General features: G+C 70.6%; 18 protein-coding genes and 1 tRNA gene. 5 read left to right on the top strand and 14 right to left on the bottom strand.

The window, feature by feature from the left end; translation table 11 throughout:
• Positions 1-63: 63 nt before the first annotated feature.
• The 3 genes from ABZ434_RS24760 to pgsA are packed head-to-tail and all read right to left on the bottom strand — an operon-like array spanning position 64 to position 2830.
• Positions 64-1224: a glycosyltransferase family 4 protein gene (locus ABZ434_RS24760; RefSeq protein ID WP_359140853.1), complete on the bottom strand. Its 1161-nt coding sequence runs from the start codon at positions 1222-1224 to the stop codon at positions 64-66.
• Entirely contained in the window at positions 1221-2156 is a 936-nt protein-coding gene (locus ABZ434_RS24755) for a phosphatidylinositol mannoside acyltransferase (protein WP_359140850.1), read from the bottom strand. Before ABZ434_RS24755 ends, ABZ434_RS24760 begins: the two co-directional genes overlap by 4 nt.
• Positions 2153-2830 carry a phosphatidylinositol phosphate synthase gene (pgsA, locus tag ABZ434_RS24750; RefSeq protein ID WP_359140847.1) on the bottom strand — a complete coding sequence of 226 codons (678 nt, stop codon included), beginning with the start codon at positions 2828-2830 and terminating at the stop codon, positions 2153-2155. Before pgsA ends, ABZ434_RS24755 begins: the two co-directional genes overlap by 4 nt.
• 304 nt (positions 2831-3134) lie before the next feature.
• On the opposite strand from pgsA, the gene ABZ434_RS24745 reads away from it, so the two are divergent.
• Entirely contained in the window at positions 3135-5336 is a 2202-nt protein-coding gene (locus tag ABZ434_RS24745) for an elongation factor G-like protein EF-G2 (protein WP_359140844.1), read from the top strand.
• Positions 5337-5508: 172 nt separating this feature from the next.
• The gene (locus ABZ434_RS24740) at positions 5509-7179 is read left to right on the top strand and encodes a hypothetical protein (protein ID WP_359140841.1); all 1671 of its coding nucleotides are present in this window, start codon (positions 5509-5511) and stop codon (positions 7177-7179) included.
• Between the two features lie 66 nt (positions 7180-7245).
• Here ABZ434_RS24740 and ABZ434_RS24735 read toward each other — a convergent pair whose 3' ends face one another.
• Entirely contained in the window at positions 7246-7806 is a 561-nt protein-coding gene (locus ABZ434_RS24735) for an HIT domain-containing protein (RefSeq protein WP_359140838.1), read from the bottom strand.
• A gap of 66 nt (positions 7807-7872) precedes the next feature.
• Here ABZ434_RS24735 and ABZ434_RS24730 point away from each other — a divergent pair, with 66 nt between their 5' ends.
• Positions 7873-8553, top strand: coding sequence for a potassium channel family protein (locus ABZ434_RS24730; RefSeq protein ID WP_359140835.1), 681 nt, complete (start codon positions 7873-7875; stop codon positions 8551-8553).
• Positions 8554-8581: 28 nt separating this feature from the next.
• Here the strand turns inward: ABZ434_RS24730 and thrS are convergent, their stop codons facing one another.
• The 3 genes from thrS to ABZ434_RS24715 form a co-directional block, all read right to left on the bottom strand.
• Complete coding sequence (gene thrS / locus ABZ434_RS24725; RefSeq protein WP_359140832.1) at positions 8582-10558, bottom strand: threonine--tRNA ligase; 1977 nt, start codon at positions 10556-10558, stop codon at positions 8582-8584.
• Between the two features lie 115 nt (positions 10559-10673).
• Positions 10674-11939 carry a hypothetical protein gene (locus ABZ434_RS24720; protein WP_359140829.1) on the bottom strand — a complete coding sequence of 422 codons (1266 nt, stop codon included), beginning with the start codon at positions 11937-11939 and terminating at the stop codon, positions 10674-10676.
• On the bottom strand, positions 11939-12505 hold the full coding sequence (locus ABZ434_RS24715; RefSeq protein ID WP_359140826.1) for a DUF4365 domain-containing protein: 567 nt from the start codon (positions 12503-12505) through the stop codon (positions 11939-11941). Before ABZ434_RS24715 ends, ABZ434_RS24720 begins: the two co-directional genes overlap by 1 nt.
• Positions 12506-12696: 191 nt before the next feature.
• On the opposite strand from ABZ434_RS24715, the gene ABZ434_RS24710 reads away from it, so the two are divergent.
• The gene (locus ABZ434_RS24710; RefSeq protein ID WP_359140823.1) at positions 12697-13422 is read left to right on the top strand and encodes a 3'-5' exonuclease; all 726 of its coding nucleotides are present in this window, start codon (positions 12697-12699) and stop codon (positions 13420-13422) included.
• Positions 13423-13497: 75 nt separating this feature from the next.
• Here ABZ434_RS24710 and ABZ434_RS24705 read toward each other — a convergent pair.
• A tRNA-Val gene (locus tag ABZ434_RS24705) sits at positions 13498-13569 on the bottom strand.
• 39 nt (positions 13570-13608) lie between these two features.
• Positions 13609-14055 carry an SRPBCC family protein gene (locus tag ABZ434_RS24700; protein WP_359140820.1) on the bottom strand — a complete coding sequence of 149 codons (447 nt, stop codon included), beginning with the start codon at positions 14053-14055 and terminating at the stop codon, positions 13609-13611.
• Positions 14056-14138: 83 nt separating this feature from the next.
• Here ABZ434_RS24700 and ABZ434_RS24695 point away from each other — a divergent pair, with 83 nt between their 5' ends.
• Entirely contained in the window at positions 14139-16667 is a 2529-nt protein-coding gene (locus ABZ434_RS24695) for a hypothetical protein (RefSeq protein WP_359140817.1), read from the top strand.
• A 36-nt stretch (positions 16668-16703) separates the two neighbouring features.
• Here ABZ434_RS24695 and ABZ434_RS24690 read toward each other — a convergent pair whose 3' ends face one another.
• The 5 genes from ABZ434_RS24690 to ABZ434_RS24670 form a co-directional block, all read right to left on the bottom strand.
• Positions 16704-19448 carry a Tat pathway signal sequence domain protein gene (locus ABZ434_RS24690; RefSeq protein ID WP_359140814.1) on the bottom strand — a complete coding sequence of 915 codons (2745 nt, stop codon included), beginning with the start codon at positions 19446-19448 and terminating at the stop codon, positions 16704-16706.
• An 89-nt stretch (positions 19449-19537) separates the two neighbouring features.
• Positions 19538-20119 (bottom strand): hypothetical protein, encoded by a 582-nt coding sequence (locus tag ABZ434_RS24685; RefSeq protein ID WP_359140811.1) that lies wholly within the window; start codon positions 20117-20119, stop codon positions 19538-19540.
• Positions 20120-20125: 6 nt separating this feature from the next.
• A complete protein-coding gene (locus ABZ434_RS24680) occupies positions 20126-20992 on the bottom strand; it encodes a carbohydrate ABC transporter permease (protein ID WP_359140808.1) in 867 nt (288 codons plus the stop codon).
• Positions 20989-21921: a sugar ABC transporter permease gene (locus ABZ434_RS24675; RefSeq protein ID WP_359141019.1), complete on the bottom strand. Its 933-nt coding sequence runs from the start codon at positions 21919-21921 to the stop codon at positions 20989-20991. Before ABZ434_RS24675 ends, ABZ434_RS24680 begins: the two co-directional genes overlap by 4 nt.
• Positions 21922-21991: 70 nt before the next feature.
• Positions 21992-23275: an extracellular solute-binding protein gene (locus tag ABZ434_RS24670; RefSeq protein ID WP_359140805.1), complete on the bottom strand. Its 1284-nt coding sequence runs from the start codon at positions 23273-23275 to the stop codon at positions 21992-21994.
• Positions 23276-23518: the final 243 nt, after the last annotated feature.

Below are 23518 nucleotides of genomic sequence, written 5' to 3'. Positions count from 1 at the left end.
CGGGGGCGCCTTCGGGGGGAAGGCGCTCGGAGGCCGTCGGGAGTACCGGCCCCCGGCAGCGTCTCAGTCCCGGGCCAGGCCGAACCGGGCCCGCAGCCCCGTGCGTTCGTCCGCCGCCACGGAGGCGGCCCCGTCCGCCACCGTCTCGTACACCGCCAGGATGTCGGCCCCGACCGTCGACCAGTCGAAGCGCCGCACGTGCGCACTGCCGCGCTCGCGCAGCTCCGCGCGCCGTTCCGGATCGCCCAGCAGGCGGATCGCCGCCCCTGCCAGGGCCTCCGCGTCCTCGTTGGCAAACAGCTCCCCCGCCGCCCCCAGATCCAGGACCTGTGCGAACGCGTCCAGATCGCTGGCGAGGACCGGCGCACCCGCCGACATGGCCTCGACGAGAATGATGCCGAAGCTCTCACCGCCCGTGTTGGGCGCGACGTACACGTCGACGCTGCGCAGCAGCCTCGCCTTGTCCTCGTCGCTCACCATGCCGAGGAACTCGACGCGCGCGCGCATCTCCTTCGACAACGAGGCGACGGCCTCCTCCTCGTCGCCCCGGCCCGCCACGAGCAGCCGGGTGTCCGGGCGTGCCGCAAGGATCGCGGGCAGCGCCCGCATCAGGACCGGCAGGCCCTTGCGGGGCTCGTCGATGCGCCCGATGAAGCCGATCGTGCCCCCCTGCCACTCGGGCCTGGGCTCGGCCGCGGCGAAGAACCCGACGTCGACCCCGTTGGGGATGACCACCGCGTCGCCGCCCAGGTGCTCGACCAGGGTCCGGCGCGCGTACTCGCTGACCGCGATGCGCGCGCTGATCTTCTCCAGCGCCGGCTGGAGGATCGGATAGGCGGCGATCATCGCGCGCGAGCGCGGATTGGACGTGTGGAAGGTGGCGACGATCGGCCCCTGCGCCGCCCAGCAGGTGAGGAGCCCCAGCGAGGGCGAGGTCGGCTCATGGATGTGGATCACGTCGAACGTGCCGGCCTGCAGCCACCGCCGTACCCGGGCCGCGGACAGGAAGCCGAAGTTCAGCCGGGCGACGGAGCCGTTGTAGGGGACGGGCACGGCCCGGCCCGCGGACACCACGTACGGCGGCAGCGGCGTCTCCTCGTCGGCCGGGGCGAGCACGGAGACCTCGTGGCCGAGCCGGATCAGGTGCTCGGCGAGATCCCGGATGTGGAACTGCACGCCGCCCGGAACGTCCCAGGAGTACGGGCAGACGATGCCGATCTTCACTGCTCGTCTCCGCGGGGTTCGAGGTCGGAGAGCCAGAGCCGTTGCAGCATGTGCCAGTCCTCCGGATGCTCGGCGATGCCCAGGGCGAACGCGTCGGCCAGGGCCTGTGTCATCGAGGACGTCCTTTCGCCGCGGTCGCCTGAGCCGGGTACCTCGACGGGCGGATGGATCCGCGCCTTCATCACCGGCGTGTCGTCGTACGAGAGGGTGACCGGCAGCAGCAGCGCGCCGGTCTGCTGGGCCAGGAGCGCCGGCCCCGCGGGCATCCGGGCCGTGTCGCCGAAGAACGTCACCTCGACGCCCGAGGCCGACAGGTCGCGGTCGGCGACCAGGCAGACGAGGCCGCCCTCGCGCAGCCGGCGTGCCAGCGTGCCGAACGCGGTGCCGCCGTTGTGCGCGAGCACCTCCATGCCGAGGCCCTCGCGGTAGGCCACGAACCGGTCGTACAGGGACTCCGGCTTGAGCCGCTCGGCGACGGTGGTGAAGGGGACCTTGAGATCGGTGGTCACCCACGCCCCCGCCAGGTCCCAGTTCCCCAGGTGCGGCAGGGCGAGGATCACCCCGCGCCCCGCGTCGAGTCCCTCGGTCAGCCGGTGCGCGTCCGTCACGTCGATGGACGCCTTGATCCGCTCCGGGGTCCAGGTGGGCAGTCGGAACGACTCCATCCAGTAGCGCATGTAGGAGCGCATCCCGGCCTTGGAGAGGGCCGCGAGCCGGGCCGGGCTCGCGTCCGGCACGACCCGCGCCAGATTGGACTCCAGGCGCAGCACACTCTTTCCGCGCCGCTTCCACACCTGGTCGGCCAGGGTGCGGAAGAGCGCCCGCGCGACGGGTTCGGGCAGCTTCTTGACCGCGGCCCAGCCCAGCCCGTACAGCCCGTCGCTCAGCCGCTCACCGGCCCCGGGCTTCGTGTCCCCGGGCGCGCCGCTCACTGCGCGGCCTCGCTCCCCCGGTCCGCCGCAGACACCGCGGCGGCCGCGTCCGCCTCGGCGGACTCACGGCGCACGGTCACGACCCGCTGCACCAGCGTCACCAGGCTGCCGACGGCGACGATCCACAGGGCGATCGGCAGCAGGATGTCGATCCCGGGCACACCGAACTTGTGGAGACCGGCCAGGCCTGCGGCCACCAGCGAGATCACCAGGCGCTCGGCACGCTCCACGAGCCCGTTGACGGCCACCGGCAGACCGATCGACTCCCCGCGGGCTTTGGTGTACGAGACCACCTGGCCGCTCGCCAGGCAGAAGATCGCGACCGCGCACAGGACGTTGTCGTCACCGCTGCCCGCGTACCAGAGAGCGAATCCGGCGAAGATCGCCCCGTCGGCGACCCGGTCGAGCGTCGAGTCGAGGAACGCGCCCCAGCGGCTGGAGATGCCCGCCTGACGCGCCATGTTGCCGTCGACGAGGTCGGAGAAGACGAAGATCGTGATGACGATCGTGCCCCAGAAGAACTCCCCCATCGGGAAGAAGACCAGTGCACCTGCCATCACCCCGGCCGTGCCGATCAGAGTGACCGCGTCAGGACTCACGCCCAGACGGAGCAACAGTGCGGCGAACGGCGTGAGGACACGCGTGAAAAATGCACGCGCGTACTTGTTCAGCATGGCCTTCCCGAGGGTCGGTGGGCCGCATGGCCCCATCGGCCACCGGCTGGCCCATCGTAGTCACGACCGTCGGGATCCACTGTCCGGGCACCCTGGAGGAGACCGTCGACGCGCTGTGGAGGCGGCGCGCGGTCCCGCACGACGGCGTGCGGCGTATGGACGGGACCCGGCAGCAGTGCCAAGCTCGGAACTACCGCGGGCGTCGCCGTAGCCGCCGCGGCGGCTCCCCCGTGCCCGTGCGACCACTCCCCATCCCGCGCCGACGGCCCCGCCGCCCGGCGCCACCACCCGGGAGGCACGCATCATGGGCGACAAGGCACACACGCACGACGGAGCCGCCGGAGGAGCAGCGACAGCCGGCCACCCCTCCCTCATACGGAACGTGGTCCTGGTCGGCCACAGCGGCTCCGGAAAGACCACCCTCGTCGAGGCACTCGCACAGACCGCGGGCGCGGTCAACCGGGCAGGCCGGGTCGAGGACGGCACCACGGTCTCCGACCACGACGGCATCGAGCAGCTCCGGCACCGCTCGGTATCGCTCTCCCTCGTCCCCGTCGAATGGGACGGCATCAAGATCAACCTCCTCGACAGCCCCGGATACGCCGATTTCGTCGGGGAACTCAGGGCCGGTCTGCGCGCCGCGGACGCGGCCCTGTTCGTCGTCTCGGCTGCCCAGGAGGCCGACGCGGTCGCCGGAACCACCCGTGCCGTCTGGGACGAGTGCGCGGCGGTCGGCATGCCGCGCGCCATCGTCGTCACCCACCTGGACACCGCCCGCACCTCCTTCGACGCGATGACCCGGATCTGCGGCGAGATCTTCGGAGGCGACGACCCCGACGCCGTACTCCCGCTCCACCTGCCGGTGCACGGCCCCGAGGCCGCGGACGGGCACGCCCCGCTGACCGGGCTCACGGGACTGCTCTCGCAGCGGATCTTCGACTACTCCGGCGGAGAACGGCGGGAGCTCCCGCCGGCCGAGTCCCAGCAGGCGCCCCTGTCCGATGCCCGCAACCGGCTGATCGAGGGGATCATCGCCGAGAGCGAGGACGAGACCCTGATGGACCGCTACCTCGGCGGGGCGGACATCGAAATCAGGACACTCGTCGACGGCCTCGAAAGCGCCGTCGCGCGCGGCACCTTCCACCCCGTCCTCACCGCCGCTCCCGCGGCCGACGGCGCCCGCCAGGGCATTGGAACCGTCGAACTCCTCGATCTGATCACCGGCGGCTTCCCCACCCCGCTCGAACGGCCGCTGCCTGCTGTGACCACGCTGCACGGCGCCCCGCTCCCCACTCTGGACTGCGACCCGCAGGGGCCCCTGGCCGCCGAAGTCGTCAAGACGGCGTCGGATCCCTACGTCGGCCGCCTCTCGCTCGTGCGCGTCTTCTCCGGCACTCTGCGCCCCGACGACACGGTGCACATATCCGGCCACGGACTCGACGACCCCGGCCACGAGGCCCGGCCCTTCCACGAGAGCGAGATCCGCGTCGGCGCCCTCTCCTCACCCTTCGGCAAACAGCAGCGGCCCCTCACCGCCTGCATCGCCGGTGACCTCGCCTGTGTCGCCCGGCTGGACGCCGCCGAGACCGGCGACACCCTGTCCGCTCCGGACCACCCCCTGCTCATGCAGCCGTGGACGATGCCCGACCCTCTGCTGCCGCTGGCCATCGAGGCCCACGGAAAGGCCGACGAGGACAAGCTCTCCCGGGGCCTCGCGCGCCTCGTCGCCGAGGACCCGGCCCTGCGCCTGGAACTGAACCAGGACACCCACCAGGTGGTCCTGTGGTGCCTCGGCGAGGCACATCTGGACGTGGCCCTGGACCGTTTGCGCACCCGCTACGGCGTGCAGGTCGACGCGGTGCCCCATCGCGTCGCCCTGCGCGAGACCTTCGCCGCCCCGTCCGCCGGACGGGGCCGTCACGTCAAACAGTCCGGCGGCCACGGCCAGTACGCCATCTGCGAGATCGACGTCGATCCGCTGCCACCCGGCTCCGGTATCGAATTCGTCGACAAGGTGGTCGGCGGATCGGTACCCCGCCAGTTCGTCCCGTCCGTCGAGAAGGGCGTCCGCGCCCAGGCCGCCCGCGGCCTCACCACCGGACATCCCCTGGTCGACGTGCGCATCACCCTGCGCGACGGCAAGGCCCACTCCGTCGACTCCTCCGACGCCGCCTTCCAGACCGCGGGCGCCCTCGCCCTGCGCGAGGCCGCGGGCGACGCCCGCATCCAGCTCCTCGAACCCGTCGCAGAGGTCCGCGTCCTGGTCCCCGACGACTACGTCGGCCCGGTGATGAGCGACCTCTCCGGCCGCCGCGGCCGGGTGACCGGCACCGAGCAGTCCGGCACCGGCCGCACCCTCGTACGGGCCGAGGTCCCGGAGCTGGAGATCGGACGCTACGCGGTCGACCTGCGCTCCCTGTCCCACGGAACCGGCCGGTTCGACCGCTCCTACGCCCGTCACGAAGCCATGCCCCCGCAGCTCGCCGACCGCCTCGACCAACAATAGGAAAACGGCGCAAAGGGCGCGTAGAGCCCCGGGCCGCTCACCGTTGTCCACAGGGCCGGACGGGGTGCCGATCCGGACGATACGCTGTGCTGCCAGGTCAGAAAGTGTGCCGGGCCCGGCAGTTGGGAAACAAGCCGCAGGAGCGGTTCCTCGGCGGCGAGTGGGGGCGACAGTGGCCAGCAACGGATTCGATTTCTCTCCCGGAGCGCAGATTCCGCTCCAGGGGGCGGCAGGAGCGGCGGTGGCGACCAACGCCCTCGCCTCCGCCGCGTACCGCGACAGCCCGGTGGAGGAAATCCTCAAAGCCAACAGCGAATGGCACAAGTCCGAGGTGAAGGCAGGGCGTTCCAAGCTCTTCAAGTCCGACTACTTCAAACCCAACCTCGGCGAGGCCTTCTCCCGCGCCGTCCAGGAACGCATGCTGGGCGGCGCGCGGAAGGCCCTCATCCAGTCCTTCGGCAGCGACCCGCAGACCGTCGTCGAGCACTGCCTCTCCGCGACCCGCCTCCGCAAGGCCCGCGACACCAAACTCACCGCGGTCACCGCCCTGTTCGGCTTCGTCTTCCTGCCCGGGATGCTGCTGTGGGTCATCGCGTTCCGCCTGCGCGACGGCCTCGCCGGCACCAAGGACAAGGGCCTCGCCGCCATCGGCAACGCCCTGCTGCCCGTCATCGGCATCGCCGCACTGTTCCTCCTGATCAAGATGCCCGTCACCGGGCTCCTGGCGCTGTACCTGCGCGCGATGATCGTGGCGCCCGTCATCGGCTGGCTGCTCGCCAAGCGGATCGCCGAGAAATCCGCCCAGGACATGCGTGCCCGCTGGGAAGGGCTCCTCTCCGGCGGTGGCGTCATCGCCAAGATCCCCGAAGCCGTGCCGAAGAACCCCAACGAAACCGCCCGCGAGGCCCTCCGGCAGGGCCTGGAGAAGCTCTCCGCCGAACAGCAGTCCAACTCCGTCTTCTACGCCGGCCCCAAGGGCATCCTCGGCATGGGCACCCGCTGGGGCAGCTGGCAGCTCGCCGAGGACCTCGTTCCCAAGGAGCCCGCCAAGGAGTTCCACCAGTTCCGCAGCTGGGACCTGATACGCGTCATCCACGACCAGCTCAAGATGCTGGAGCGCGGCCCCCTGAACAGCGGCGGATTCCCCACCCCCTCGGTCACCCACTGGATCGTGTCGCCCGTCGGGGAGAACACCGACGAGGTGTCCCGCCCCCAGGGGGAGGACGTCGCCACCTTCCAGGTCAAGCCCCACGAGATACAGCGGATCTGCAACCACCAGCAGTTCGGCGGCGGCGACCGCCACTACCTGGGTGTCCAGTTCACCCTCTGGGACGGCCAGCTGGTCATCACCATGATGATCACCGTCACCGTGCTCTTCGAGACCCTGCGCATCGAGGTCACCGGACACGCGCTCGGCCCCGTCCACTCCCTGTTCACCAGCAAGCCCGCCGCCAAGAAGAAGACGGTCAACAAGACCGTCAAGTTCTGGGAGACCCGCGACATCGCCCTGTCACTGGTCGAGCCGAAGGAAGTGGTCCGCCTCGCCCTGCGCGCCCCCTTCACCTGGTACCCGCCGCTCCTGGACTACCTCGGCGGCAAGATCGCCCTGCCCGAGCCCTTCGGGCTGCGCCACGCCTGGGCCGAGAAGCCGTGGCGCCACCGCTTCATGGCCGACGACGCGATGCGGGCGGCCACACCCGTCCTGCGCGTCGTGCACAGCGCCGCCATGAAGGTCCTGGCGGAGAACGGCGTCGACACGGACCGCTTCGACAACCGCTCGTCGATACTGAGCGGACTCGTCCAGGACCCCACCCCGCGCAAGGCCGACCTCTACGACGCGTAACCACCCGCACACACCCGCGGGGCACTCCGGGAAGGTCCGGAGTGCCCCGCGAGGTGCGGACGGAGATCAGGCGGCGGGCCAGGCGTCCGCCAGCATCTTCCGGGTGTCCGCCAGCAGCTGCGGCAGCACCTTGGTGTGCCCCACCACCGGCATGAAGTTGGTGTCACCACCCCATCGGGGCACCAGATGCTGATGCAGATGCGCGGCGATACCCGCACCGGCCACCGCACCCTGGTTCATCCCGATGTTGAAACCGTGTGCCCCCGACGCCGCACGCAGCGCCGTCATCGCACGCTTGGTGAAATCGGCGAGCTCCAGCGTCTCCGGACCGTCCAGCTCGGTGTAGTCCGCGACATGCCGGTACGGCACCACCATCAGGTGCCCACCGTTGTACGGATACAGATTGAGCACCGCGTAGACCCTCTCACCGCGCGCGACGACGAGTCCGTCCTCGTCCGACTTCGAGGGGATCTCGCAGAACGGACAGCCGTCGCCGGCCTCCGGGCCGGTCGGCTTGTTCTCGCCCTGGATGTACGCCATCCGGTGGGGCGTCCACAGGCGCTGGAACGCATCGGGCGTTCCCACTCCGATCTGCTGCTCCGGCTCACTCGTCATGCCGATCAGCATATTGCGTACCCGACGCGGAGCGTGTCGCCGGGGGCGATCCCGTCCCCTCGGCGCGATGCTGGGCCGATGAGCGACCGCACCCCGGCCCGAAACTCCTCGCCCGCTCTGGCCCACTGGGAGCAGCGCACCGAGGTACCGCTCTTCGCCGCCTCGCTGCTCTTCCTGGTCGGATACGCGGCCCGCGTCCTCACTCCGCACGACAGCGAACCGTGGCACGACATCGCCGTCGCGCTGGTCGCGGCCACCTGGCTGGTCTTCATCGTCGACTACGCCGTACGGATCCGGCTCAGCGGCCTCGGCCACCGGTTCGTCCGGGTGCGCTGGCTCGACACGATCGTGCTCCTGCTGCCGCTGCTGCGCCCGCTGCGCATGGTCCAGGTCTATACGGCCGTCCAGCAGCGGCGCGACGTGCCCCGCCTGAGCCTGTACGCGCGTGTCATCACGTATGCGGGGATGACCGCGGTGCTGCTGGGGTTCTCGGCCGCGCTCGCCGTCTACCACCAGGAGCACGACGCGCCGGGTGCCTCCATCCTGACGTTCGGCGACGCCGTCTGGTGGGCGTGCGAGACGCTCACCACGGTCGGGTACGGCGATGCCGTGCCGGTGACGCCGGGGGGCCGGGTGGTCGCGGCGTTCCTGATGGCTTGCGGGCTGGCGCTGCTGGGGGCGGTGACGGGTTCGTTCTCGTCGTGGCTGATCCAGGTCTTCCGGCGGGAGGACGAGAAGGAGCCCCCGGCGAGCCAGTAGCTCGCCGGGGGCCCCTGCCCGTCACCGATCAGACCTGGACGCGGTCCTCCACGGCCTTGGCGATCTTCGCGATCGCGTCCTCGACCGGGATGCCGTTCTCCTGCGAACCGTCGCGGTAACGGAAGGAGACGGCTCCGTTGGCCATGTCCTCGTCGCCGGCGATGATCATGAACGGCACCTTGGCCCGCTGCTGGTTGCGGATCTTCTTCTGCATCCGGTCCGACGAGGCGTCCACGTCGACCCGCAGCCCCTGCTTGCGCGCCTTGGCGGCGAACTCCTGGAGGTACGGGATGTGCGCGTCGCCGATCGGGATGCCGACCGCCTGGACGGGCGCGAGCCACACCGGGAACGCACCCGCGTAGTGCTCCAGGAGCACCGCAAAGAAGCGCTCGATGGAACCGAACAGGGCACGGTGGATCATGACCGGGCGCTGCTTGGTGCCGTCGGGGCCGGTGTACTCCAGGTCGAAGCGCTCCGGCAGGTTGAAGTCGAGCTGCACGGTCGACATCTGCCAGGTCCGGCCGATGGCGTCCTTGCACTGGACCGAGATCTTCGGGCCGTAGAACGCGGCGCCGCCCGGGTCCGGGACCAGCGGCAGGCCCTGCTTCTCGGCGACCAGTCGCAGCGTCTCGGTGGCCTCTTCCCAGACCTCGTCCGAACCGACGAACTTCTCCGGGTCCTTGGTGGACAGCTCCAGGTAGAAGTCGGTCAGACCGTAGTCGCGGAGCAGGTTCAGGACGAAGGTGAGCGTCCGGTCGAGCTCCTCCGCCATCTGCTCCTTGGTGCAGTAGATGTGCGCGTCGTCCTGCGTGAATCCGCGGGAGCGGGTCAGGCCGTGCACGACGCCGGACTTCTCGTACCGGTACACCGTGCCGAACTCGAAGAGGCGCAGCGGCAGTTCACGGTAGGAGCGGCCGCGCGCGTCGAAGATCAGGTTGTGCATCGGGCAGTTCATCGGCTTGAGGTAGTAGTCCACCCCGTCGTCGAGCTGCATGGGCGGGTACATGCCGTCGGCGTACCAGTCGAGGTGGCCGGACTTCTCGAAGAGCTTGCCCTTGGTGGCGTGCGGCGAGTAGACGAACTCGTAGCCCTCCTCCTCGTGGCGGCGCCGCGAGTAGTCCTCCATGGCCCGGCGGATGACGCCGCCCTTGGGGTGGAAGACGGCGAGGCCGGGGCCGATCTCGTCCGGGAAGGAGAAGAGGTCCAGCTCGTTGCCGAGCTTGCGGTGGTCGCGCTTGGCGGCCTCCTCCAGGAACTCCAGGTGGGCCTTCAGCTCGTCCTTGGTCGGCCAGGCGGTCCCGTAGATGCGCTGGAGCATCGGGTTCTTCTCGCTGCCCCGCCAGTACGCCGCCGCGTTCCGCATCAGCTTGAACGCGGGGATGAACCGGGTGGTCGGCAGGTGCGGGCCCCGGCAGAGGTCCTTCCAGCACAGCTCGCCGGTCTTCGGGTCGAGGTTGTCGTAGATGGTCAGCTCGCCGCCGCCCACCTCGACGTCCGCGCCGTCGTCCGACGAGGCCGAGCCCTTGATGCCGATGAGCTCCAGCTTGTACGGCTCGTCGGCGAGCTCCTCGCGGGCCGCCTCGTCCGTCACGACCCGGCGGGAGAACTTCTGGCCCCGCTTCTGGATCTCCTGCATCTTCTTCTCGATGGCCTTGAGGTCCTCGGGCGTGAACGGCGTCTCGACGTCGAAGTCGTAGTAGAAGCCGTCCTTGACCGGCGGCCCGATGCCCAGCTTGGCCTCGGGGTGGAGCTCCTGCACGGCCTGGGCCATCACGTGCGCGGTGGAGTGCCGCAGGATGTTGAGGCCGTCCTCGGAGGAGATCTCGACGGGCTCGACGGTCTCGCCGTCGGCGACCACGTACGCGAGGTCCTTCAGCTCACCGGCGATGCGGGCGGCGACGACGGTGCGCTCGCCGGGGAAGAGCTCGGCTGCCGTAGTGCCCGTCGTCACCACGCGCTCTTCCCGCTCGGAATCGCGTTGGATGGTCACACGGACGTCTGACACCGGTCTCTCCTGACTGAGGGGGCGCACCCGCATTCCTCTAGCGCGTGCAGAAGGAATCGTACCGAGCCGACGCCCCCCATTGCGAAAGGGCCGGTTCCCGGCGGCCGCCGCCCCGCTACTCGCCGGTGCACGCCTCCTCGAAATAGTCGACGTTCTCCTGGAGCGACTTCATCAGCCGGTCCCGTTCCTCCTCGTCGACCTGCACCGGAACCACCTGCGAGGCCCTGGTCAGCCGCCGGAAGCCGCCCCGGCTCTCCAGCTGCCCCTCCACCCGCACGGGCAGCCCCACGAGGTGGGCCTGGCCCGCGATCCGGTAGGCCTCCTCGTCGAGTTCCAGCCGCACGTGCGGCACCTCGGCGCCCGCCAGGACCCGCAGCCGTACGATTCCGGCCCCGCGCGGCCCCGAGCGGCGCAGGCGGACGACGGCACCGGTGATCCGTACCGTCACCGCGGGCTCCTCCCGCAGGTAGCGGGCCCCGGCCCGGCGCAGGGCCGGGAGGTCGCCCGGGGAGAACTCGACCGGTTCGGGCCGTGCGGGGCAGCCGTCGGGGGCTCCCGCGGCAGGCGCCCAGTCCAGTGCGATCCCGGCCCCTTCCGAGCCGCGGACGAGCGCGATGACCGCCTCGGTGAGTTCGCGGCTGACGCCCGCCTCGACGGCGGAGTCGAAGGCCTCCATGCCGCCGGTGGCCCGTTGGTAGTCGACGGCCTCCCGGGCTGCGTGCAGCGCGTGGTAGAGCCGTACGGCGAGGGGGCGGCCCGCTTCGACGGGGACGAACGCGGTGAGGTCGCGGCCGCCGGGCGCGGGGCCGATGAGGATGGAGCCGAGGGTCGCCAGGGCGCGGCGGCGATGACGGGCACCGTGGTAGCCGGCCCGGCCTCGGACGGCGAGTGCCCCGGCCAGCAGGATCTGGCGGGCCGCGCCGTGCAGTTGCTCCGCACCCGTCCAGCTGGCAGCGCCGGCGGCCCCGGCTGCGGGCTCGGGCACGTCGCGCCACCAGCGGATCTCGTCGCTGGGGACGGCGAGGGAGACCAGGACCTCGCGGGCCGAAGGCGCGGCGCTGCGGGCGAGGGCGGTCAGGGCCTCCCCCAGCAGGTCCTCGCTGTCCGGGAACGAGATGGAGTCCGGCACGAGGAGGCTGGTGGAGCCACCCGGCGGTCCGGGCGGGGTCCAGCGGCTGTACCGCCCGGCCGCACCGCCGCGCCGCTGCCAGCCGTGCCGGGCGAGCAGGACCCCGAGGACCGCGGGGTCGACGCGGGCCGGGTCGGGGAGGCCCCCGGCGAGCTGCGAGCCGGCGGGCCGGGGCCCGGCCGGCTCGGCGGGATGGGGTCGGACGGCTGAGGGGAACAGTTCGTTGACGGACTCGTCCACAGGCCGGTGCATCAGGGTCTCCCTCCCGCCCCGACACGGGTCATGATCTCGCAGAGCGCTCGGTCGTCGAAGATGCGCGAGGTCGGGATCCGCACGGTCGTCCGGTGCCGGCCGGTCACGGCGTGACCGGCCAGGTTGGTCCAGTAACAGCAGTGCCGCAGGTCGAGGCGGTCGTGCCCGGCGCTCAGCCAGTCGTCCTGGCTCCGGGGCACGAGCATCACGACGAGGATCTTGTGCACGGACACGGGGGTCCGGGCGAGCTTCACGAGATGGGCGTTGTCGAGGGTGAAGGCGAAGGTCGGGCCGGGCGGCCGGGGCGGTATCTGGTAGGTGCACTTCAGCTGGACCTTGATGGTCACCTCGTCGTCGACGACGTGACCGGGGGCTCCGTGGCTGACGTGCCAGTCGATGCCGTTGTCGGGGAAGGGCTGCGACAGGGAGCACCCCGCCGCGGCCGCGACCGCGTGCAAGTAGCCCACCTGGAGGGTCTCCATGCAGGCGGTGGTGGCGAGTGCGCCGCGCAGCGGTGCGGTCCGCTGGGGCAGCAGCCCGCTCGGGTCGGGCTGCGCGAGCGCCATGGCTCCGTATGCCTTCCGGGCTGTGCCGATGGGTGTGTTGGACGCGGCGGCGTTGCAACTTCCGTCCCCGTCACCTGTGTTGTCACCGCACGAGACCACCCTCAAACGGCGTATCAGGCAAAGGGTGCGGGTATCACCGAACCGGGCAGAGGAATCACACCATCTGCCGCTCGGGCGCGAGGAGTTCGGGGATGACTCATTGGTACGAGGGGCCGCTGGCCTCTTTCGACACCGAGACGACGGGAGTGGACGTCGAGCAGGACCGGATCGTTTCGGCCGCGCTCGTCGTCCAGGACAGTGCCGGCGGGCGGCTGCGCGTCACCCGCTGGCTGGTGAATCCGGGGATTCCGGTGCCCGTGGGGGCGACGGAGATCCACGGCCTGACCGACGACCACCTCCAGCGCAACGGGCGTTGGCCCGCGCCGGTGGTCGAGGAGATAGCGAGGGCGCTGGCGGAGCAGAGTGCGGCGGGCCGGCCGCTGGTCGTGATGAACGCGCCGTTCGACCTGACGCTGCTGGACCGGGAGCTGAGGCGGCACCGGGCGTCGTCGCTCGGCGGCTATCTGGAGAACGCCTCGTTGTGCGTGCTCGATCCGCGGGTGCTCGACAAGCATCTGGACCGCTACCGCAAGGGGCGTCGCACGCTCACGGATCTCTGCGAGCTGTACGGGGTGGTGCTGGACGGCGCCCATGATGCGGCGGCCGACGCGGCCGCGTCGCTGGAGCTCGTCCGGGCGGTCGGGCGGCGGTTCGCCAGCCGGCTGGAGCGGCTGACTCCGGCGGAGCTGCACACGCTCCAGGCGGTGTGGCACGCGGCCCAGGCGCGGGGCCTGCAGGCCTGGTTCGCGAAGAGCGGGACGCCGGAGACGGTCGATCCGGCCTGGCCGCTGCGGCCCGAGTTCCGCGCCGCGGCGTGAGCGTGGGCGGTCTCGGCGCCCGGACACGCAGAGGCCGGTCCGTCGGTGCTGCTGACGGACCGGCCTCTCCCGGGGTGGGCGATACTGGGTTCGAACCAGTGACCTCTTCGGTGTGAACGAAGCGCTCTCCCACTGAGCTAATCGCCCGGGAACGGGTTGAACCATACAGGGCTCGACGGGTGTGGTTCAAACCGCTTCGAGCCGAGCCGCGAGACCGCGCCGCCCGGCCCGCATCATCAGCGCGTGGTTGGCGCGGAACAGGGCCCGTCCCGGCACCGCGAGGACCCGCATCAGCGCACGGCGCACCACGACCTCCTGTTCGTACGTGGCACGGCTCCCGGTGCCGTGCGGGACGACGGTCCAGCGCGCCCAGCCTTCGAGGTCGCCGGTGAGGGTCACTTCGAGGACGCCGCCGGGCGCGTCGCGACGGCGGGCACGCATGGTCATGACGAGGTCGTACGGGAGGAGGGAGCGGATCCGGGCGGTGCCGGAGGCGTCGTCGACGGGGGTGACCTCACGGACCTGCGGCCACCACTGCGGGTAGTCCTCGACGCGCTCGAGGTGCGCGTACACGGCCCGGGGCGGGGCGGGCAGCTCCCACACGCTGACAAATCGGTACCGGCTCCAGTCCATGCCTCCAGGATGCGCGTACTCAGCCGGGGATCTGAGTACCTGAGCGCATGCCCCCTCGCGTGGCCCGCACCACACTCGCCTCCATGGAACATGTGCCGCCACCCGCCGAGGAACTGGTCCTCCTCGACCGTGAGCTCGCCCGGCTCGATCTGCGCCGGTCCCAGCTGCTGACCCGTCGCACCTGGCTGCTGAGCGTGCTGCAGGCACCCGGCCCCGGGCAGACCGCTCCGCACACACCGCGGTTCCCGCCGCCCCCGGGCCGTGCCGGGCCCTGGGGTGCGGCTCCGGCCTCCCCGGCATCACCGTTCAGGCCGTCCGCTCCCCCGGCCCGTGCACGTGGTGCGCAGAACGTGCTGCTCACCCTCGGTGGTCTGCTGCTGGCGATCGCCGCGATCGCGTTCACCCTGGTGAGCTGGGGTCAGATGGGGATCGGTGGGCGCTCTGCCGTGCTGACCGCCCTCACGGTGGCGGCACTGACCGCGCCGGCGGTGCTCCTGCGACGGGGTCTGTCCTCGACGGCGGAGGCCCTCGGTGCGCTGGCATCCGTGCTGATGGTGCTGGACGCCGTCGCCCTGTACCTGGTCGCGGTTCCGGACGCCGGAGGGCTCGGGTACGCGGCCGCCGCTTCTGCCGTGCTGGCCGTGCTCTGGGCTGCCTACGGTCTGCTGCTGAACCGGTTGCGGCTCCCCCTGCCGCTGGCCGTGGCCGGCGCACAGTTGCCGCTGGTCCTGTGGGCGTGGGCCGCGGAGGCGGACGCTCTGGTGTTCTCCGTCGCGCTGCTGGCGACCGCGGCGCTGGACTGCGCGGTCGCGGTGTGGTTCAAGGGAGTCGCGGTACGGGTCACGGCCTGCGTCGGTCTGTGCGCGACCGGTGGGGCGGGCCTGCTGGTGGCTCTGGTGCGGTCGCTGTCGGCCGTGGCTCCGGCCGGTGCGGTGGCGCCGGGAGCGCTGCTGCTGGCCGGTGCGGTGATCGCTCTCGCGGGGGCCCGCCGGGCGCCGGTGACGGTCGCGGTGGCCGCGGGTGCCGTGGCCGGGCTGGCCGCGGTCGCCGCGGTGGGCGCAGTGGTGGCGGCCGGAGTGCCCGGTGGCTGGGCGGTGCAGGTGTATCTGGTGTGCGCGGGGCTGCTTCTGCTGGGTGTACGGGCTCCGTTGGGGCGTCCGGCCGGGCAGGGTCTGGTGTGGGCGGCGGGTTCGGTGACGGCCGTGTCGGTGCTGTTCTCAGCCGCCCCGGTAGCGGTGGTACTGGTGGGTCCGATGGCTCAGCTGGGCCGGCTGTGGGCGGGGGCACCGGAGGGCGGAGTCCGGGGAGCGCTGGGGGCCGCGGATCTGCCGTGGCAGGAGATGGCGGTGGCTCCGGTGGTGCTGCTGTCGGTGGCCGTGGCGCTCGGGGCCGCGTTCCGGTCGTGGGACGGCGTGATGCGGTGGGCCGGACCGGTCCTGTCCCCCGGTCCACGGTGGCGGGCGGCCGTCGGTGCTTCGGCCGTGCTGCTCGGCTGGGCGGGGCTGACGGTGCTGCCGCCCGCGTTCGACGTCTCCTTCACCACGGCTGTCGCCTTGCAGTCGGTGCTGGTCGCGGGTGTCGTGATCGTTGCAGTGGGCGCGCTCGGCCGCGGAACGACGGGGGTGGCGCTGACCGCGGGGGTCTGTGGCTCGGTCGGTGCGGTGGGCGTCGCGTTGTTGTCGCTGGCCACGGAGCCGGCCACTTATGCGGTGTTCGGGGCGCTGTTGCTGTTGTTCGCCGGTGCCGCGACGGCGTTGGACGCGCCCGGGGAGCCGTCGCGTTCGCCGGTGGTGGTGACCGTGCAGGCGGTGGTGACGTGCGCGGCGGTGGTGTGTGCCGCCGTTCTCGCCGTCGCGTTCGGTGCGTCGGTGGGGCTCGCGTCGCACGAGACGGCGCCCTTGCTGCTCGTCGTCCCCGCGCTGACGGCCGGTCTGGGTGCACGGCTGAAGGGGCACCCGGTGGCGCTGCCGCTCGAACTGACCGGCGGCGCGGTGGGGCTGGCCGCTGTCGTGGCGGCTCTGGAGGACCCGCCGTTCCTGGCCCTGGTGCTGGCTCTGTGCGGGGTGCTGGCGGCGGGTACGGCGCTTCGCCCGGAGCGGCGGGAGGTGGCGGGTTATCTGGCGACCGCGTTGTTCGTCCTGGCGTCGTGGGTCCGGCTGTCGGCGTCCGGGGTGTCCTCCCCGGAGGCGTACACGCTGCCGGTGACAGTGCCGGCGCTCGTGATCGGTGTGCTGCGGCGTCGTCGCGACGCTGCGGCGTCCTCGTGGACGGCTTACGGGGCGGGCCTGGCGGTGACGCTGGTGCCGGCTCTCATCGCCGCCTGGGGTGACCCGCACTGGCTGCGGCCGTTGCTGCTGGGCGCGGCGGCCCTGGTGATCACTCTGCTGGGTGCGCGGCTGCGGCTCCAGGCGCTGCTGGTGCTGGGCGGCGCGGTGCTGGCACTGGACGCGTTGCACGAGCTGGCGCCGTACGTGGTGCAGGTGGCGGGTGCGATGCCCCGTTGGGTGGCGCCCGCGCTGGCCGGGGTGCTGCTGCTGGCGGTGGGTGCCACGTACGAGAAGCGGCTCCGCGATGCCCGGCGGCTGCGGGACGCCCTGGGCCGGATGCGGTGATCTGCCGCATGCCGGCCCAGGGACCCCTCACGGGCCTCAGGCCGGCATGTGGTCACCGACCAGCGCGAGGTTCTCGATTGCCGCGAGTCCGTACAGCGCGGTGTCGTTGGTGTAGACCCAGTTTGCCTCGCTGCCCGGGACGGTGGTGACCGGGCCGCTCACCTTCTCGGTCTTCCAGGGGGCGGACTCCTTGTAGCCGTCGCTGTTGTAGAACTTCTCCCAGGCACGGGCGGCGAGTTTCTCGTCGCCCGTCTGCACGGCGGCGTAGGCGTCCATCCGGGAGTGGCCCTGGAAGAGGAGCAGGCTGCCGAAGTTGGTGCCGTAGCGGGCGGTCTGTTCGGCCTTGGTGGCGTTGAAGTAGCGGCAGTAGTCGAGGTAGGCCTCCTTGAACTTCGGCATGTCGATCAGGCCGATGAGTTCGGCGCACAGTTCGTTGAGGCCGAAGACGCCGGACAGGTGGGAGACGCTGACGACGGGTTCGGTGGCGACGGCGAACTTCCCGGTGTCCAGGTCGTAGAGACCGCTGCCCTGGACGAACCCGTTGGGCTGGGCGGCGATCGTCTCCATGGTGCCGAGCACCCGGGCCTTGGCCTTCTCGGCCTGGGGTCCGCCTCGCTCCCATTCGGTGAGCCAGGCGGAGACGAGTCCGCTCCAGTCGGTGCCGAAGCCCACGGACAGCGCGTGGCGGTCCGGGGTGTAGGGCTCGGTGCGGATCTTGCGGAGCGGGTCGAGGCCGAGGAAGGTCTCGTCGGAGTCGACGTTGGCGCGCATCAGGTCGCCCACGCGTTCGTCCGCGGTGAGGAAGTAGTAGAAGCGCCGGTAGGTGGTGTTGGCGATGCGCTGCTGCTTGGCGCTGTCGGCGTAGTGCTGGACGCCGTGGCGGGTGCCGAGGCCGGCCCAGTCGCCGAGGTGGTAGACGTCGACCTCGCCGGTGTGACGGGTCATGGCTTCGGCGAAGCGGAAGATGTCGGCGCGCCCCGAGCGCAGGTAGGCGTACCAGAGCCAGAGGTCGGGCGAGAGTTCGGAGTTGTCCCAGGCGTAGCCGCCGACGTCGTAGCGCCACTGGTGCCGGGCGGGGTCGTACGAGTGCATGATGTCGCCGTAGTCCCAGAAGCCGTACCAGCGGCGCATCTCGACCTGGTCCTTGTAGTACGTGAACAGGAAGTCGAGGTGGTCCTCGATCTTCGCCCTGGCCGGGGTGGAGCGGTCGACCGGGGAGAAGAGTCCGCCGAAGACGCCGGCCCCGATGAGCTGGGACGGCGGGGCGACGAGCTGCGGGAGAGTGCGCACGGTGCGGGTCTGCTGGGCGAGGGCCTCGGCGCTGGGGGTGGAGTCGTTGGCCCAGAAGACGAGTTCGCTGGTGCGGGCGATGCCGTACGGGGTGCCGAAGCCCGGCTCGTAGTCCTCGTAGGTGATGTTGAGGCCTTCGAGCTGCTCGGCGAAGGTGTCCTGGCCGAGACCGTCGTGGTAGAAGCGCAGGTCCATCGGTTCCGCTTCCGGCGACCAGAGCCAGAGGGTGACCTCGGCCGCGTCGGTGTCGGCGCCACGGATGTCGAGCTGGGCGGGGAACTTCTCCCAGAAGTCGCGCAGTCCGAAGGAGAGTCCGCCGCTCGCACCGCCCACGTATCCGAAGCCGGAGGCGCGTCGGCCGCCGCCTGCGGCGATCCAGCCGTGGCCCTTCTTGGTGCGCTTGCGCAGGGAGAAGCCGTCGGCGGAGAGCTGACTGAGGGTGTAGTCGCCCCAGGTCGGGATGAGCGGGAGGCGGGTGGTGACGCGCTGGTCCCAGGTGGCCGGGTCGGGCAGTTTCGTGCCCTCGAACTGGGCTGCCTGTACGGCGGCTCCGGGGTCGCGGCGCAGTCCGGTGATGCCCTTGACGGCTTCGCGGAGCATGCCGCTCTCGTCGCCGCCGATGCGGATGTGGCGGTCGTAGGTCTCGTCGCGCATGGGGACCGTGAAGCGGACGCCGAGGCCGCGGATGAAGTCGCCGCTCGCCTTGCCGGGCTCCTGGGTGCCGTCGAAGGTGATGGTGTGCATCATGCGGAACGATTCGGCGCCCGCGTAGAAGTAGAGCCGGACGGAGAAGGGGAGCCAGGAGCGGTTGCCGTGGCGGTGTTTGCCGTCGATGCGGACGACGGCGCGGACGGGCCCGCTCTGTTCCACCTCGGTCCGGCTGATGGCGCTCTCGAAGCGCTCGTACTTCTCCTGCCCCTGGTCGCCGTCCTCGATCTCGCCCTGGCGGATCAGGACGAGGCGGCCGTTCTTGGCGATCTCGGTGGAGCCGCGGGTGAGGGAGGTGACGAGCGAGGAGCCGGTCTTGCCGATCTTCGCGGTGATGACGCCGGTGGAGACGGTGATCGAGCCGCCGCTGTTCCTGACGGTGACCCTGTTGGCGGCGGTGGCGGGTTCGCCGGTGGTGAGGGTGAACTTCTTGGCGCCGCCCGCCTCGGGGCCGACCGCGTGGGCGGTCCACTTGAGGGAGCCGTCGGGCCATTTGGCGGTGGCCCACGTCTGGACGGGGATGCCCTTTCCGTCGGCGGTGGCGAGGGCGAACTTCTGGTCGGCGGGGTAGCGCCCCTTGGCCCAGGGGACTCCGAAGGTGGAGCCGGGTGCGGCGCCGAGGCCGTCCTCCTCCAGCCAGCCGATCTCGACGGGCCCCTCGTCGGCCTTGCCGGTGGCGGCGGCTGCCTGCTGGGCGGTGTCTTTCAGCGCCCAGGAGAAGGTGGTGGCCGCACCGGCGACGGCGGCTGCCCTGAGGACGGTACGGCGGGGGATCGGGGACATCACGACTCCAATTCGTGGCGAAAATGGGCATGACTGATCGCACGCTGACGCGTGGTGGGACGTGGTGGGACGTGGTGCGGCTGGTGGGGTCAGCGGCGGTCGGCGGCGACCGCAGCTGCCGCGAGACAGCCGAGTGCGGGGGCGGCCAGAGGCGGGATCTGCCAGGCGGTGAGGGCCAGGGCGACGAATCCACCGACGAGCAGCAGTGATCCGGCAGGGTCGGTGAAGGTCCGGCGGCCGGCCGCCCGTACGGTCTGCGCCCAGGGGATGCCCGGCCGCCAGGCGGCGGCCGTACGCAGTCCCCAGACGGCGACGGCCGGCAGTCCGAGCAGGCTCACGACGATCAGGGGGCGGCCCCCCGGGAGCAGGCCGGACCGGGCGACCTGCCAGTCGAAGGCGAGCAGGGCGAGTGCCGCCCACCACAGCAGGGAGATCCGCCAGCCGCTGCGGAACGCCTCCCGTACGTCGGCGGCGAACTCCCTTACCCCGCCCGCCTCACCGGCCAGGTACCGGCGCAGGTGCCGGCTCCCCGCGGCGAAGGCCGCGGGGAACGTGACGAGCGGCAGGGCGGCGACCGTGATCCACACGCCGGTGAGCAGGCATTCGGAGAAGACGCTGAATCGCTCCCGGACGAAGGAGGTCCTGGGTGCGGTGCCGGATTTGGTCGCCACGGGTGCTCAGCCCTTCAGGCCGGAGGTGGCCATGCCGTCGATGAGGTAGCGCTGGAAGGCCAGGAAGAAGGCCAGTACCGGCAGCAGGGCCACCAGCGACATCGCGATCATGCCGCCGTAGTCGGCGACGGCGTCCTGGTCGATGAACATCCGCAGCCCCATCGAGACGGTGTACTTGTCCGGCTCGTTGAGGTAGAGCAGCGGACCCATGAAGTCGTTCCAGGTCTGGATGAAGGTGAAGATGGCGCTGGTGATGAGCGCGGGCCGGCACAACGGCATCACGATCGACCAGTAGATGCGCAGGTGCCCGCAGCCGTCGAGCCGGGCGGCCTCGTCGAGCTCCTTGGGCAGTCCGCGCATGAACTGGACCATCAGGAAGACGAAGAACGCGTCGGTGGCGAGGTACTTGCCGATCAGGAGCGGAGTGAAGGTGTTGATCAGCTCCAGCTTCTGGAACATCACGTACTGCGGAATGATCAGTACGTGGTACGGGAGCAGCAGCGTCCCGATCATGATGGCGAACATGGCGTTGCGCCCGGCGAAGCGGACCTTGGTGAAGGCGTAGGCCGTGAGCGAGCAGGAGAGTACGACACCGATCACCGAACCGACGGAGATATAGGCGGAGTTCAGGAAGAACTTCCAGATCGGGATGTCGGCGATGCCGTCGGCGAGCCGCCGGTAGTTGTCGGTGATCGGATCGGTCGGGAAGAGGTTGAGCGCACCGACGATGTCCTCGCTCGGCTTGAACGAGGCGCCGATCGTCCACACCACCGGGTAGAGGATCACCACCAGGAGGACCAGGGCGCCGATGTGCCAGGCGAGGGAGCCGGGCAGTCGGCGTCGTACGGGGGCAGTGGTGTCCATCGGGGTCATCGGCCCCCCTCCTCGTAGTGCACCCAGCGCTTCTGGGACCAGAACAGCACGGCGGTGACCAGGCCCACGGCGACGAGCAGCAGCCATGCCATGGCGGAGGCGAAGCCCATCCGGCTGTTCGCGAAGCCCTGGTCGTACAGGTAACAGGTGTAGACGAGCGTGGCGTCGGCCGGGCCGCAACTGCCGTTGCTGACGATGTAGGCCGATCCGAAGATCTGGAAGGAGTGGATGGTCTCCAGCAGGACGTTGAAGAACAGCACCGGCGAGATCATCGGCAGGGTGATGCTCCAGAACCGGCGCCAGGGGCCGGCCCCGTCCATCGCGGCCGCCTCGTACAGCTCCCTGGGGACCTGCTTGAGGCCGGCCAGGAAGATCACCATCGGGGCCCCGAACTGCCAGACCGTGAGGGCCACCAGCGCGTAGATGATCATCTGTGGGTCGCCGATCCAGCCGCCGGCGTCGATGCCGAACAGCTGCTGTCCCCGGTCGACGACTGCGTCGTCCGAGAACAGGGCGCGCCAGACGATGGCCGCCGAGACGCTCGCGCCGATCAGCGAGGGGGCGTAGAAGGCCGCCCGGTAGAAGGACTGCCCCCAGCGCTTCTGGGCCAGCAGCATGGCCACTGCGAGCGCCGCCGCCAGCTTGATCGGGGTGCCGATCACCACGTACCAGGAGGTCACCTTGACCGACTGGCGCCAGCGGGGGTCGGCGAACATGTCGGTGAAGTTCTTCAGCCCCACCCACTCGGGGGCGTCGAACAGGTTGTAGTCGGTGAACGCGAGGTACAGCGAGAACACCATGGGGCCGGCGATCAGGAACAGGAAGCCCGCGATCCAGGGCGACATGAAGAGATAGCCGGTCAGATTCTCGCGGTGGCCCCGCGGCTGCGGAGCGGGGCGGGTCTTTCGTCCCGGGCCGCTCCGCTCCACGGCGGCGAGGTCCGTGTCGAGGACCGGGCCGCTCGTGGAGATCTGGATGTGAGTCACCGCGTCATTCCTCTCAGTTCGAGGCGAGGGCGGTCTTCGCCTCGGAGAAGAACTGCTTGACGGAGTCCTCCGGCGAGGCCTTGCCCAGGGACATGTCGCCCGCGATGCGCAGGAACGCCGCCTCCACGACATCGGCGCCGGCCGGGTGCGGGGTGATGGGCTCCAGCACGCCGGCCTCGGCGATCTCGGTCTCGTACGCACCGATCGCCTTGCTGGGGGCGTCGGTGGGCTGGAAGGCCTCGAACTGCGCGGTGGTGGCGGGGACTCCGCGGTCGTAGCCCATGATGCGGGCGACCTCCGGGTCGTGAGTCATGAAGCTGATGAAGGTGGCGACCTCGGCGGGGTGCTTGGTACGGGCCGTGCCGCTCAGCATCAGCGAGCCGAGGTACTGACCGGTCTTCTTGCCGTCGGTGCTCGGGATGGGCGCGAGACTGTAGGTGCTCTTGCCTTCCGCGCTGTAGCGGACGGAGAAGTTGTCCCAGGTGAACTCACCGGCGGAGAGGCCCTTGGCGAGCGCGGAGGCCGGCTTGATCTGCTCGACCTTCTTCTGGTCGGCGTAGATGCCCGCCTTGACGCGGGACAGCGCCTCGGTCCAGTACGGCAGGAGTTCGTTCTCACCGAAGCCCATGCCCTCCTCGGTGAAGAAGGCCTTGCCGTTCTGCCGCAGCACCAGGTCGTACAGGTACATGACGCCGTGGGGGCCTGAGTCGCCGGCTATGCCCTGGCCGGACTTGATCTTCTGCAGACCCGCGTACCAGTCGTCCCAGGTCCAGCCGAGGCTGTGGTCGACGCCCGCCTTCTCGAAGACCTTCTCGTCGATGACGAGGGACATCGAGTTGCTGCCGACCGGGACGCCGAGCAGCTTGCCGTCGATCTCGGCGAACTTCTCCAGCCCGGCACGGAAGCCCTCCATCTGGAGGTTGCCCTTCTTCGCCTGCGGGTTGAGGTCGAGCAGGACGTTCTTCGCCTCGTACTTGCGCAGGAACGTCACGGCGTTCTGGATGACGTCCGGCGGGTTGCCGCCGGCCGCTTGGGTGTTGAACTTCTTCCAGAAGTCCGGGTACTGCTGGAAGTCCGTCTTGACCTTGATCTTCGGGTGCTTCTTCTCGAAGAGCTTGACGCACTCCTGGACCTTCTTCGCCCGGTCGTCGGCGCCCCACCAGGCGTGCCGGATGGTGACCGGCCCGTTCGAGCCGCCGCCCGAGCCGCAGCCGGCCGCGGTCAGCCCGAGACCGGCAGCCGAGAAGCCCGCGAGCTTCAGCATCTGCCGCCGGTCCATGCCCTGGTTCCGAGACATAGTTCGCCCCTACGCTTGATTGAATCGTTTTAGAAAGCGCTTGCCGGGTCAAAGTAAGGAGCCGCACCGGCAACGTCAATGGCTGGGACGAAAATCGATCGAAGCGCTTGAACGGGGCACCCGGAAACGCCGACGGCCCGGAAGCTTCTGAAAGCTTCCGGGCCGTCGGTCCGGGGTGGGCGATACTGGGTTCGAACCAGTGACCACATAGGTGTGAACAAAACGCACAACCACAGAGCTAAA

The organism is Streptomyces sp. NPDC005761, assembly GCF_040630635.1.
In the GTDB taxonomy this organism is placed as follows: Bacteria; Actinomycetota; Actinomycetes; order Streptomycetales; family Streptomycetaceae; genus Streptomyces.
Note: the sequence above shows the minus strand (reverse complement) of the source record. Positions and strands in the feature narration are given on the sequence as shown.